At 67.9% G+C, this 12,767-nt stretch carries 12 protein-coding genes; 7 read left to right on the top strand and 5 right to left on the bottom strand.

The annotated features are described in order from the left end of the window. Window positions 1-62: 62 nt before the first annotated feature. From gyrB to dnaA, 5 genes are all read right to left on the bottom strand, one after another. Complete coding sequence (gene gyrB / locus Q4A22_RS06250) at window positions 63-2,129, bottom strand: DNA topoisomerase (ATP-hydrolyzing) subunit B (protein ID WP_303177872.1); 2,067 nt, start codon at window positions 2,127-2,129, stop codon at window positions 63-65. Between the two features lie 248 nt (window positions 2,130-2,377). Continuing rightward, on the bottom strand, window positions 2,378-2,971 hold the full coding sequence (locus Q4A22_RS06245) for a DUF721 domain-containing protein (RefSeq protein ID WP_303177871.1): 594 nt from the start codon (window positions 2,969-2,971) through the stop codon (window positions 2,378-2,380). Beyond that, on the bottom strand, window positions 2,968-4,200 hold the full coding sequence (gene recF, locus Q4A22_RS06240) for a DNA replication/repair protein RecF (protein WP_303177870.1): 1,233 nt from the start codon (window positions 4,198-4,200) through the stop codon (window positions 2,968-2,970). Before recF ends, Q4A22_RS06245 begins: the two co-directional genes overlap by 4 nt. 4 nt (window positions 4,201-4,204) lie before the next feature. Continuing rightward, a complete protein-coding gene (dnaN, locus tag Q4A22_RS06235) occupies window positions 4,205-5,329 on the bottom strand; it encodes a DNA polymerase III subunit beta (protein ID WP_303177869.1) in 1,125 nt (374 codons plus the stop codon). Window positions 5,330-5,920: 591 nt separating this feature from the next. Next, entirely contained in the window at window positions 5,921-7,558 is a 1,638-nt protein-coding gene (gene dnaA / locus Q4A22_RS06230; protein ID WP_303177868.1) for a chromosomal replication initiator protein DnaA, read from the bottom strand. A gap of 425 nt (window positions 7,559-7,983) precedes the next feature. On the opposite strand from dnaA, the gene rpmH reads away from it, so the two are divergent. From rpmH to Q4A22_RS06195, 7 genes are all read left to right on the top strand, one after another. Further along, window positions 7,984-8,121 carry a 50S ribosomal protein L34 gene (rpmH, locus tag Q4A22_RS06225; RefSeq protein WP_012399425.1) on the top strand — a complete coding sequence of 46 codons (138 nt, stop codon included), beginning with the start codon at window positions 7,984-7,986 and terminating at the stop codon, window positions 8,119-8,121. Window positions 8,122-8,151: 30 nt separating this feature from the next. Further along, the gene (gene rnpA, locus Q4A22_RS06220; protein WP_303177867.1) at window positions 8,152-8,493 is read left to right on the top strand and encodes a ribonuclease P protein component; all 342 of its coding nucleotides are present in this window, start codon (window positions 8,152-8,154) and stop codon (window positions 8,491-8,493) included. Window positions 8,494-8,561: 68 nt separating this feature from the next. Next, entirely contained in the window at window positions 8,562-8,996 is a 435-nt protein-coding gene (yidD, locus tag Q4A22_RS06215) for a membrane protein insertion efficiency factor YidD (protein ID WP_303177866.1), read from the top strand. After that, window positions 8,993-9,976 (top strand): membrane protein insertase YidC, encoded by a 984-nt coding sequence (gene yidC / locus Q4A22_RS06210; RefSeq protein WP_303177865.1) that lies wholly within the window; start codon window positions 8,993-8,995, stop codon window positions 9,974-9,976. The genes yidD and yidC overlap by 4 nt, the downstream gene beginning before the upstream one ends. 13 nt (window positions 9,977-9,989) lie before the next feature. After that, a complete protein-coding gene (locus tag Q4A22_RS06205; protein WP_303177864.1) occupies window positions 9,990-10,532 on the top strand; it encodes a R3H domain-containing nucleic acid-binding protein in 543 nt (180 codons plus the stop codon). Then, the gene (gene rsmG / locus Q4A22_RS06200; protein ID WP_303177863.1) at window positions 10,529-11,260 is read left to right on the top strand and encodes a 16S rRNA (guanine(527)-N(7))-methyltransferase RsmG; all 732 of its coding nucleotides are present in this window, start codon (window positions 10,529-10,531) and stop codon (window positions 11,258-11,260) included. Before Q4A22_RS06205 ends, rsmG begins: the two co-directional genes overlap by 4 nt. A 269-nt stretch (window positions 11,261-11,529) precedes the next feature. Beyond that, window positions 11,530-12,384 carry a ParA family protein gene (locus Q4A22_RS06195; protein ID WP_368410601.1) on the top strand — a complete coding sequence of 285 codons (855 nt, stop codon included), beginning with the start codon at window positions 11,530-11,532 and terminating at the stop codon, window positions 12,382-12,384. Window positions 12,385-12,767 lie beyond the last annotated feature (383 nt).

Here is a 12,767-nt window from a genome sequence, read left to right as displayed (position 1 = left end):
CCTTCCGAGCTCTCACGATCCACTGTTCATGCCGGTGGGGGAATATCCGGCGGGTGACATGCCTAGATGTCGAGGAACCGAATGTCCTTGGCGTTCTGCTGGATGAACTCGCGGCGGGACTCCACGTCCTCGCCCATGAGCACCGAGAAGACCTGGTCCGCCGCCGCCGCGTCGTCCATGGTCACCTGCAGCAGGGTGCGGTGCTCGGGATCCATGGTGGTGTCCCACAGCTCGGTGTAGTCCATCTCGCCGAGACCCTTGTAGCGCTGGATGCCGTTGTCCTTGGGCAGGCGGCGGTTCTCCGCGAGGCCCCTCGCCAGGGCGGCATCCCGCTCCGCGTCCGAGAAGACGTAGTCGTGCGGGGCGTTGGACCACTTGATGCGGTACAGGGGCGGCTGGGCCAGGTACACGTAGCCGTGCTCGATCAGCGGCCGCATGAAGCGGAACAGCAGTGTGAGCAGCAGCGTGGTGATGTGCTGGCCGTCCACGTCGGCGTCGGCCATGAGCACGATCTTGTGGTACCGGGCCTTCTCGATGTCGAAGTCGTCCCCGATCCCGGCGCCGAAGGCCGTGATCATGGACTGCACCTCGGCGTTGGACAGGGCTCGGTCCAGCCGCGCGCGCTCCACGTTGAGGATCTTCCCGCGCAGCGGCAGGATCGCCTGGTGCGCGGGGTCCCGCCCCTGCACCGCGGAGCCGCCGGCGGAGTCCCCCTCCACGATATAGATCTCGGAGAGCGTGGGGTCCTTGGAGGAGCAGTCCTTGAGCTTGCCGGGCATCCCGCCGGACTCCAGCAAGCCCTTGCGGCGCGTGGTTTCCCGCGCCTTGCGGGCAGCCAGGCGCGCCTGCGAGGCGTAGATCGCCTTGCGGATGATGTCCTTGGCGGGGCTGGGGTTGCGCTCCAGCCATGCGCCGAACAGGTCGAACATCTCCCGCTGCACGAAGGTCTTGGCCTCGGAGTTGCCCAGCTTGGTCTTCGTCTGGCCCTCGAACTGCGGCTCCGCGAGCTTGATGGAGATCACGGCGGTGAGCCCCTCACGGACGTCCTCGCCCGTGAGGTTGTCGTCCTTGTCCCGCAGCAGCTTGTTCTCCCGTGCATAGCGGTTGATCAGCGTGGTCAGCGCGGTGCGGAAGCCCTCCTCGTGGGTGCCGCCCTCGTGGGTGTTGATGGTGTTGGCGTAGGTGTGCACGGACTCGTTGAAAGCCGTGGTCCACTGCATGGCCAGTTCCAGGGACATCTTCTTGTCCGGGTCGTCCACCTCGAGGGAGATGACGTCCTCGTGGATGAGCTCCGCCTTCTTGGAGGCGTTCAGGAACGTCACGTAGTCCAGCAGACCGTCCTGGTAGCAGTAGACCACCTGACGGGCGCCGGAAGGTGCCGCCGCGGCGTCGTCCGCGCCCGCGGTCCCACCGTCCTGGCCCTCGAGAGGACCGGCGGGGTCCGCGGGAGCGTCCCCCGCGATCTCCTCGCCCGTCTCGTCCGAGGCGCGCTCGTCCGTGAGCGTGATCCGCAGCCCCTTGTTCAGGAACGCCATCTGCTGGAAGCGGGCCCGCAGGGTCTCGAAGTCGAAGTCGACGGTCTCGAAGATCTCGGGGTCCGGGTAGAACGTCTGGGTGGTGCCCGTCTCGGACGTCTCCTCGCCGCGCACCAGCTCCCCCTGGGGGTGGCCCCCGTGGGCGAAGCCCATCCGCCAGACGTGGCCCTGGCGGCGGACCTCGGTGTCCACCCGGGAGGACAGGGCGTTGACCACGGAGATGCCCACGCCGTGCAGACCGCCGGAGACCGCGTAGCCGCCGCCGCCGAACTTGCCGCCGGCGTGCAGGATGGTCATGACCACCTCCACGGTGGGCCTGCCCTCCGTGGGGTGCATGTCCACGGGAATGCCGCGGCCGTTGTCGGAGACCCGCACGCCGCCGTCCGCCTGGAGGGTCACCTCGATGTGGTCGCAGTAGCCGGCGAGCGCCTCGTCCACGGAGTTGTCCACGACCTCGTAGACCAGGTGGTGCAGACCCCGGGGGCCCGTGGAGCCGATGTACATCCCCGGGCGCTTCCTGACCGCCTCGAGACCTTCCAGGACGGTGATGTCGCTCGCGCCGTACTCGTGCTGTAGGGGATCCTCTGTAGCCACGGGGTCTCCGGTCCTCCTGCGTAATCGATGGCGATCGTCGCCCCGCCCACATGAATGCAGCCGATGAGACGGCTCGCGGCTCATCGGCTGGCGGGACGAGAAGATCTGTGGCTTCCCATTCTAACGGATGTTGGTGCAGATGGGGCGCTCTGCGGCCCGCAGACGCCCCCGGACCCCATCACGCGGGGTGAGGCCATTTCCGGGGTGCGAACCGGCTCACGGGATTCTGGCGGGTTTTGAGGTTGTACTCACCCGTAGGTGTCCCGGGGTCCCCTCCCCTGCACGGTCCACCTGCCGCGCCGCCAGCTGGGCCCCACGGGCCCGTGGATCTCCAGCCGGGTGACGATCCCCTCCCCCAGCCGGTCCGCGATGCTGCGCAGGATCTGCGACTGGATGAGCCGCAGCTGCGTGGCGTACGCCGTGGAGTCGCAGCGCACCTGCACCACGGTGTCCGCGAAGTGCTCGGGCCACGAGTGCGCGGCGTTGCGCTCCCCCACCAGCGACGGCCAGTCCGCGAGCACGCTGCTCACGTTCACGGGCGTCTTCCACCCGCGGTGGGTCATCAGGGTGTCCACCACCGACCCCAGCGGCCTGGGGTCCCGCTGCGAGTGGCCGGGGCCCGTGAATCCGCCCATCTGCCGCGGGTCGGCGTCGAGGCGCTCCCTCGCGCGCAACGCCGGGGACCCAGTGCCCTCCTCCATCGCCGTGCCGAACGCGCGCATGTTCTTCGAGGCGGCCGCCGCGGACAGCGGCTTGTCCCCGCGGTCCTGGGCGGCCTTGCGCGCGCGCTGCAGGGCCACGGCCGCGGCGTCCACCACGTCCCTGTGGGGAGCCTCGCTCACGGTGCACCGCCCCCGGTGCCGGGCTGCGCGGCGTCGTCCTCGGATTCCGCGGTGGGCGACGCCGCCGCCGTCCTGACGTGCGCCGCCCCCGGTTCCACGTCCACCACCGTGTGCGAGTGCTCGAGCAGGGCCGCTGGCAGGTCCTCGTCCACGGCCGCCGTGACCAGGACCTGCTCGGCCTGCTGCACCAGGTCGGCGAGCCGGCGCCGACGTCGCGCGTCCAGCTCGGCGAAGACGTCGTCCAGGATGAGCACCGGGGCGGAGCCAGGACCGGGGTCGTCCGCGAGGTGGACGTACCACGACCCCAGGCGCAGGGCGAGCGCCGTGGACCAGGTCTCGCCGTGGGAGGCGTAGCCCTTGGCCGGGGTCTCGCCCAGCCGGATCACGAGGTCGTCCCGATGCGGACCCACCAGGGTGAGCCCTCGCTCGAGCTCCTGACGCTCCGTGCGCTCGAAGGCCTCCAGCATGAGGTCGCGAAGATCCGCCACCGAGAAGTGGCAGAGTGCTTCCTGATCCGCACCCGGGGCCACTGATGAGCTCTCGTAGCGGAGGCCGACGTGCTTGGGCCCGTCCGTGAGCTGCTGGTAGGCGCGGTCCACCTCGGGCTCGAGAGCCTTGAGCAGCTGGAGTCGGGCGCCCATCACGGCCGCGCCCGCCCGGGCGAGCTGCTCGTTCCACACCGCCAGGGTGGCACGGTCCGAGTCGGAGAACCGCCGCGAGCGCCGCGCCGACTTCAGCAGGGCGTTGCGTTGCCTCAGGGCGCGGTCGTAGTCGGATCGCGCCGCGGAGAGCACGGGCCGCATGGCCGTGGCGAGGTCGTCCAGGAAGCGTCGGCGGTGGGAGGGGTCCCCCTTGACCAGGGTGAGGTCCTCGGGGGAGAACAGCACGGTGTGCAGAGTGCCCAGGGCCTCTCGGGCACGCACCGGTGCCGCCCTGTTGATCTGGACCCGGTTCGCGCGGGCGGCGTTGAGCTCGTACTCCAGGACCGTGCGCTGGCCCCCGCGGTTCACCCGCACCCGGATCACCGCCCGCTCCGAGCCCGTGGCGATCAGCGGGGCGTTGCCCGAGACCCGGTGGGAGTCCAGTGCCGCCGCCCAGTCGAGCGCCTCCACGATGTTCGTCTTGCCCACGCCGTTGGGACCCACGAACACCGTGAGTCCCGGGGACAGCGGGAGGTCCAGAGCCGGGTAGGTCCGGAAGTCCAGCAGCGAGAGGTGGTCTACGAACACACGATCACTGGTTGGGCAGGCGGACCGGCATGAGCAGGTACTTGTAGTCCACGTCGTCGTCGCCTCCGGGCTCCTTCTGGGCGGAGAGGACGGCCGGCTTGGGGGGTGCCGTGAAGGAGAACCGGACGTAGTCGGAGTCGAAGGCGTGCAGGCCCTCGGAGAGGTACGTGGGGTTGAAGGCCACGGTGATGTCGTCCCCGTTGAGCTGGGCGTCCAGGACCTCGGAGGCCTGGGCGTCCTCGCCCGTTCCCGCGTCCAGGGCCACCTGGCCCTCGCTGAACGCCAGACGCACCGGGGTGTTGCGCTCCGCCACCAGGGACACGCGGCGCACGGCCTCCACGAGCTCCGAGGTGCGCACCACCGCGGTGATGGGGGTGTGCTCGGGGAACAGGGACCGGATCTTGGGGTACTCGCCGTCGATCAGCAGGCTGGTGGTCCGTCTGCCACCGGACTCGAACCCCACGAGCTCCGTGTTGGGGGCGAGTGCCATGTTCACGTCCCCGGAGGAGCCCAGCGTCTTGGCGATGTCGTTCAGGGTCTTGGCCTTGATGAGCGCCGCCGTGGAGATGGTCGGATCCGTGGGTCGCCAGGTGAGCTCGCGCATGGCCAGCCGGTACCGGTCGGTGGCCAGCAGGGTCATCTTCTCGCCCTCGATCTCCATCCGGATGCCGGTGAGGATCGGGAGGGTGTCGTCCTTCGAGGCCGCGATGTTGACCTGGGCTACCGCGTGCGCGAACTCGTCACCGGCCACCACACCCGAGAGCTCGGGCAGTCCGGGCAGCTGCGGGTAGTCCTGCACGGGCATGGCCGCGAGGTTGAACTTCGACGAGCGGCACGTGAGCGTGACCTTTCCGCCCTCAGCCTCCAGCTGCACCGGGGCGGAGGGCAGTGATCGGCAGATGTCCGCCAGCAGGCGGCCGGAGACCAGGGTGGTGCCCTCCTCGACGACGTCTGCCGTGATGGTCAGGCGCGCGGAGATCTCGTAGTCGAAGCTCGCGATGGACAGTGCGCCATCCTCCGCCTTGATCAGCAGCCCGGAGAGCACGGGCACGGGAGGGCGCGGTGACAGGGAACGGGCAGTCCAGGTGACTGCTTCAGCCAGGACGTCGCGCTCGACCGAGAACTTCACGGAGGTGCCCCTCTTCTGGTGGTGGACGGAAGTGTCGTGTGTGCATCGTATCCGGCCACTCCGTCCCGCCCCGAACATCCAGGACCGGGTGTGCAGCGCGAGCTGCCGGGCCGCTCCTCGGATTCGTGTAATTACAGAAGTTCCCGGAGTCCGGAACCAGCGTGCGCGGGAGGATTTTTGTTATTCGGTGGATCTTTTCTTAAAGGGTAGAAGTGTTAACAACCCCTGTGGATCCTGTGGAAAACTGCCCGCTCCCCAGTGCTTCCAGGGGTTCAGGGTGTTGACCTGGTGTGGAGGAAACGGTCTCCGGCTGTGTGCGCGGAGTGCGCAACTCCCGCGTGATTCCGGGGCTTCCACAGCTCTGCCCACCGTTGCCCCCGGGTTCTCCACCGCAGGTGTCTCGTTGTCCACAGATTTTTCCACATGCGTGCTTTTCCGGCCGTCCACACGGTGCCCACAGGCGCCGCCCATGTTGTGGATCACGGCCCCGCATCCCCCGGATCTCGCGGGTGGTGACTGTGGACGAATCACAGGAAAAAGGGCCCCGGACGGTCGGTCCGGGGCCCTGGGGCAGTGGGAGGACAGGGGGGTTCAGCCCTCCCGGGACTGCTGCTTGATCCTGTTGGTCAGCTCGGTGACCTGGTCGAAGATCTGTCGGCGCTCGGCCATCAGCGTTCGGATCTTGCGGTCCGCGTGCATGACTGTGGTGTGGTCCCGCCCACCCAGCTCTTGGCCGATCTTGGGCAGGGACATGTCCGTGAGCTCCCGCAGCAGGTACATGGCGATCTGCCGAGCCGTCACCAGGGTGCGGGTGCGGGACTTGGACTTCAGCTCGTCCAGCGTGATGTTGAAGAACGCCGCGGTCTGACCCAGGATCGACGCCGCCGTGATCTCCTGCCCGCCGTCGTCCGTGATGAGGTCCTTGAGCACCAGCTCCGCCAGCGGCAGGTCCACCGGCTGCTTGTTCAGGGACGCGAACGCGGTGACGCGGATCAGCGCGCCCTCGAGCTCGCGGATGTTGGTGGAGATGTGGGAGGCGATGTACTCCATGACGTCGTCCGGGGCGTCCATTCCCTCACTGATCGCCTTCTTGCGCAGGATCGCGATGCGCGTCTCCAGCTCCGGCGGCTGCACGTCCGTGATGAGGCCCCACTCGAACCGGGAGCGCATTCGCTCCGCGAAACCGGTGAGCTGCTTGGGGGGCATGTCGGAGGTGATCACGATCTGCTTCTCGTGGTTGTGCAGCGCGTTGAAGGTGTGGAAGAACTCCTCCTGCGTGTGCTCCTTGCCGGCCAGGAACTGGATGTCGTCGATCAGGAGCAGGTCCACGTTGCGGTAGATGCCCTTGAAGGACGAGCCTTCGTCGTCCCGGATGGAGTTGATGAAGTCGTTGGTGAACTCCTCCGAGTTCACGTAGCGCACCCGCAGCTTGGGGTAGAGACGCTTGGCGTAGTGGCCGATCGCGTGCAGCAGGTGGGTCTTGCCCAGCCCCGAGTCCCCATAGATGAACAACGGGTTATATGCCTTTGCCGGGGTTTCCGCCACGGCGAAGGCGGCCGCGTGCGCGAATCGGTTGGACTGGCCGATCACGAACGAGTCGAAGACGTACTTCGGGTTCAGGCGTGCGGAGCTGTCCCACTCGGAGTCCGCGGGGCTCGTGTCGGAGCCGCTGCCGGTGGTGAGCACCTCGCGCTGCTGGGGTGCGGGCGGGGCGGCGTCCGGGTGGCGCCTCGGGGGAAGGTCCCCGAGGTCCGCGGACGCCCCGGGGTGGGAGGGGGACGACCCGTCGTCGAACGGGGTGCCGGCGGGGCGTGCCTGGTCCTCGGCGCCGGTCCGCCGCCCGGCGGAGCCGGGGAAGGACCCGGGCGAGCGCTCAGCCTCGATGTCCGTCAGGGACGGGAGGGAGGTGTCGGTGGAACGGGAGTCGGTGGTGGGGCGGGGGGTGGCGGGCTGCACCTCGAGCTCCGGGTCCACCACGAACGCAACCAGCGTGTCCGCGCCGAACACGCGGCTCACACTCTCCTCCAGGACCTCCGAGATCGGCTTGTGCTGCAGGTAGCCACGGGTGACCTCGCTGGGAACGGCCATCAGGAGTGTGGTCCCCATGAGACCCCGGGGCTCGCACAGGGCGATGTTGCCCCGGGAGCGGCCGTTGACCCGGGGGTCCCCGTTCATGATGTGGAGGCACTCTGCCCACTGCTCCAGCAAATCCTGGTTCTCCTGCGGCATGAGCAACTCCTGACGTGACGGACCGGGACCGCCCAGTTTTCCACAGAGTTGTACACACCGGTGGATAAACTTCGTGGGGGCGGCCGGGAGACTCAGCGTAGAACATGTGTCCGGGCACTTCATAGCCCGGATTCGCGGCGCAGAGGAACTACACCACTGTAGTTCCCGCCTGGGGATAACGTGCCTCCGCGCGGGGCTCCGACGGCGTTTTCCACACCCCTGGGGGTTGCGGTGTGCACATCTGTGGAGGGCTCGGACACGGCTCCGGAATTTGACCCCCCGGACGCCTTTGACTACTGTGAATCAGTCTTGTGCGTGTAGGATCGCGATTTCTGCGTGTCCGCATGCCCCCAGAAACCTACCGCGTGCGCCCTCTGCGACGGATCGCAGCTGGCACACCGTAGTCCAACCTCATGGAGTGACTAATGCCCAAGCGGACTTTCCAGCCGAACAACCGCCGCCGCGCCCGCAAGCACGGCTTCCGTGCCCGCATGCGCACCCGCGCCGGCCGCGCCATCATCGGCGCCCGCCGCAGCAAGGGCCGCGCCAGCCTGTCGGCCTGAGCCCTTCCCCACCCTCGCGAGGTTCGCATCGTGCTGCCCACCAGGCATCGGATGCGGACCTCTGCGCTGTTTTCAGCAACCGTACGTTCCGGCGCCCGCAACGGCCGCCGGAACGTCGTCGTATCCGTTCGCGACGGCACCGGGGAGCCCACGCGCGTGGGATTCGTGGTGTCCAAGGCGGTGGGTAACGCCGTGACGCGCAACAGGGTCAAGCGGCGGCTCAGGGAGCTCAGCGCCGAGACGGTCCGCGATCGTCCCCACGGAACGGATCTCGTGGTTCGCGCCCTGCCGCCCTCCGCCGAGGCGTCCTGGCAGGACCTCGCCCGGGACTACCGCGCGGCGGTCGACGCCGCGGTGCGCCGTCTCCGGTGACGACCACCGCACCGAGGGTCCCCCATGCCGTAACGTTCTTCGCAGGAACCCGGGAAGGAGACGCGGACGTGACACCGGCAGTGTCCCCCGAGCAGCTCCTGGCCCGTGCGCCCCACGAGTACCACGTGGCCGGCGGCTTCTGGCGGGCCGTCCTGCATGCGCCGCAGAACCTGTGCATTGCCGTGCTCAAGCTCTACCGCGCGATCGTCTCCCCTCTCTACGGGGACGTGTGCCGCTACTTCCCCTCGTGCTCCGCGTATGCGCTGGAGGCCGTCACAGTGCACGGTGCGGTGCGAGGGCTGGGCCTGACCGTGAGTCGGCTGCTGCGGTGCCACCCGTGGGCCGCGGGCGGGATCGACAGGGTCCCAGGGGGAGGGCGGCAGTTCCCCTCGCTGGCCGCGACCCCCAAGATCGTTCTGCTCAACCACCCGAATCTCGCGCGTGAGCACATGCGCGACTGCCCGGACCGCCACCGCGCGTCTCAAGGAGCCAACGCTCGATGAACTTCTTCGACATCATCCTCTTGCCTTTCAAATGGATCGTGTCCGCGGTCCTGTGGGCCTTCCACGCGCTGTTCACACTGGTGGGTCTGGATCCGGCCTCGGGCTTCACCTGGGTGCTGTGCATCGTGGGTCTGACCCTGGTGATGCGCACGCTGACCATTCCCCTGTTCCTGAAGCAGATCAAGTCCATGCGCGGCATGCAGGAGCTGCAGCCGGAGATGGCCAAGCTGCAGGCCAAGTACAAGGGCAAGAAGGACCAGCTCTCCCGCCAGGCCATGGCGGAGGAGCAGATGGCCCTCTACAAGGAGCACGGCTCCAACCCGTTCGCGGCGTGCCTGCCCATCATCGTGCAGATGCCCATCTTCTTCGCCCTGTTCCAGGTGCTGCGCTCGGTGCCGCAGGCGGCCCAGAACAACGAGGCGATCCACCTGCTGACGCCCGAGATGGTGCAGCAGTTCGACCGGTCCACGATCTTCGGCGCCCCCCTGTTCTCCACCCTGATGCAGCCGGGCAACGGCAACCACGCGGCCACCATCATCCTGGCGGTCGTGATGATCGTGGCCATGAGCGCCACGCAGTTCATCACCCAGCGGCAGCTGACGGCGCGCAACATGAGCGACTCCGCGAAAGAGTCCCCCATGTACCGCCAGCAGCAGATGATGCTGTACCTGTTCCCCCTCATCTTCGCGATCGGCGGCATCAACTTCCCCCTGGGCGTCCTCGTCTACTGGACCATCTCCAACCTGTGGTCCATGGGCCAGCAGTGGTGGGTCATCCGCAACAACCCCACCAAGGGCTCCCAGGCGGAGCGTGAGCTCAACGAGCGCCGTGCGGCCAAGGGCCTGCCCCCGGTGGGCATGTCCAAGAAGGAGCACGAGGAGAAGCTCGAGGAGCAGCGGGAGCGTGCCGCCGCCGGCCAGCGCACCCAGCCGGTGTCCAAGAAGCGGCAGAGGCAGCAGTCCAAGAAGAACAACGGCTGAGAGGGCACACCCCATGAAGGACACGGACACCCCGCAGGACCCCGCCGCACAGGACACCCCGGCAGCCACCGAGGACTCCGAACTCTCGCAGCTCGAGGAGGAGGGGGAGGTCGCGGCCGACTACATCGAGGAGCTGCTCGACACCGCTGACATCGACGGCGACATCGAGATCGAGGTACGTGACGGGCGCACCTACGTCTCGGTCCTCGCCGAGGACGGGGACGACGCCGATCTGCGCACCCTCGTGGGCGAGCACGGGGAGACCCTCGAGGCCCTGCAGGAGCTCGTGCGCCTGGCCGTGCTCAGCGCCACCGACCGCCGCAGCCGCCTCATCCTGGACGTTGCCGGCCACCGTGACGTGCGTGCTGGTGAGCTTCGCACCATGGCGGACGAGGCCGTCTCCAGGGCCACGGAGGAGGGTGGGCGGGTCCACCTGCCGCCCCTTTCCCCCTATGAACGCAAGATCGTCCACGACGCCGTCGCCGAGGCCGGGCTGCTCTCGGTGTCCGAGGGTGAGGGCGCGGCCCGCCACATCGTGGTCTCGGTCGGCGAATGACCGGGAACACTCGCATGCCGGACCCTCGGGACGAGGGCCGTCCCGGTGTCGGTGTGTCGGACGGGACGGCCGCGCGTTCTGCCCCGGGTCCTCAGCCGGCCCCGGAACTCGGGGACCTGGAGGCGTCAGCCGAGCAGATCTTTGGTGACCGGCTGCCCCTGGCGCAGCGCTACACGGAGCACCTGGCGTCTTCCGGGATTGTCCGGGGTCTTATCGGCCCGCGTGAGGCACCGCGGCTGTGGGAGCGCCACGTGCTCAACTGCGCGGTGGTCCAGGAGCTGATCGCACCCGACGCTCGCGTGGTGGACGTGGGATCCGGGGCTGGACTGCCCGGGCTGTGCCTGGCCATCGCCCGGCCGGACCTGACAATCACCCTGGTGGAACCGCTCGAACGCCGCGTGGTGTGGTTGGAGGAGGTCATTGCGGATCTCGGACTGGAGAACGTTCGTGTGCTTCGCGCCCGTGCCGAGCAGGCCCGGAAGGACGTGGGGCCCGTGGACGTGGTGACCGCCCGCGCAGTCGCCGCCCTGGTGGGTCTCGTGGACATCACGCTTCCCCTGCTCAGGGGCACCGGTGAGCTCCTGGCGCTCAAGGGCCGCAGCGCAGAGACAGAGCTGCAGAAGGCGTCCAAGAAGTTCTCCCGCTTCGGTGTGAGGTCCTCCGAGGTCCTGACCGTGGGCGGGGATCTGCTGGATGAGCCCACCACCGTGGTCCGCCTGTCCCTGTGACCTGGGCCGTTGCCCGGCGGGCCCACCCGGGGTGTCGATAAGCTGTGCGGTGGAACGCACCGGCCACGGAAGGGACGTCGATGAGCACCCCGGAGCACTCTGAGAGAGCAGTCACCCGCGGACATGACTTCGGGTTGCCGCCTGATCCCGCCTCACAGTCGGAAAAAGTTGTTCCTGACCGTGGCAAGCATGTTTCACGTGAAACAGAAGGCCATGTTGGCCTTGCAGCACAAGACGCGGTGGCGGATACCGCCCTGGGGAGGAAACTCGTGGAAGAGAACACACGCCGCGCGAAGCTGAAAAACGTGCATCTCGAGCACCCTGCTGCCACGCGGTACATCACCATCAGCAACCAGAAGGGTGGCGTGGGCAAGACCAGCACGTCGGTCAATCTGGCCGTGGCCCTCGCCCAGCAGGGCCAGCACGTGCTGGTCGTGGACAACGACCCGCAGGGCAATGCCTCGACCGCTCTGGGAATCCCGCACGGGGCGGACGCCGACTCCGTCTACGACATTCTCATCGACGAGGTGCCCGTGGCCGACGTGGTCACCAAGTCTCCCGAGATGGAGAACCTCTGGGTGCTTCCGGCCACCATCGACCTGGCGGGGGCTGAGATCGAACTGGTCTCGGTGGTCGCCCGCGAGCAGCGGCTGCAGCGTGCGCTGGCCGAGTACGCCAAGGCCCGGGAAGAACAGGGGCTCCCGCGGCTGGACTACGTGTTCATCGACTGCCCGCCGAGTCTGGGGCTGCTGACCATCAACGCTTTTGTGGCCGCCACCGAGGTGCTGATCCCCATCCAGTGCGAGTACTACGCACTGGAGGGCCTCAGCCAGCTCCTGAACAACATCAAGATGATCCAAAAGCACCTGAACCCGGACCTCAAGGTCTCCTCCATCCTGCTCACCATGTACGACGGGCGAACGAACCTGGCCTCCCAGGTGGCGGACGAGGTGCGGCAGCACTTCCCCGAGGAAGTCATGGAGACCATGATCCCGCGCTCCGTCCGCATCTCGGAGGCCCCGAGCTACCAGCAGAGCGTCATCACGTACGACCCCAGCTCCACCGGAGCGCTCTCCTATCTGGAGGCGGCCGCCGAGCTGGCGAGTCGGGATCCGCGAGCCTGACTCGGCAGAGTCAGTCCCTTGCGGATTTGGCCCCGATGTTTCACGTGAAACATCGGGGCTTCTTCATGGGGGGCTTCTTTCGCACCACTCCGAGTAATCACAGGTGTCGCCGCTGCGAGCCACGAGATGCACAGCCCCATGCGGAGCCACCGCCCCGGCTACGATGGTGACGAACATCAGCGCGTGAAAGGACTCTCCTGTGGTGGAACGACGTCGCGGTCTGGGACGGGGTCTCGGGGCCCTCATCCCCAGTGGAACACCCGTGGAAGAAGAGGCGGGTGCCAAGGCGAACAGGACTGCGGAAGAAGATTCGACCGCGGAGCGTCGCACCCGTCCAGAGCGCGGAAGCGCTAAAAACTCGGGTGACCGCACTGGCGCGGCTT

This window comes from Kocuria sp., assembly GCF_030530945.1.
In the GTDB taxonomy this organism is placed as follows: Bacteria; Actinomycetota; Actinomycetes; order Actinomycetales; family Micrococcaceae; genus Kocuria.
This window is presented reverse-complemented; position numbering and strand designations above follow the sequence as displayed.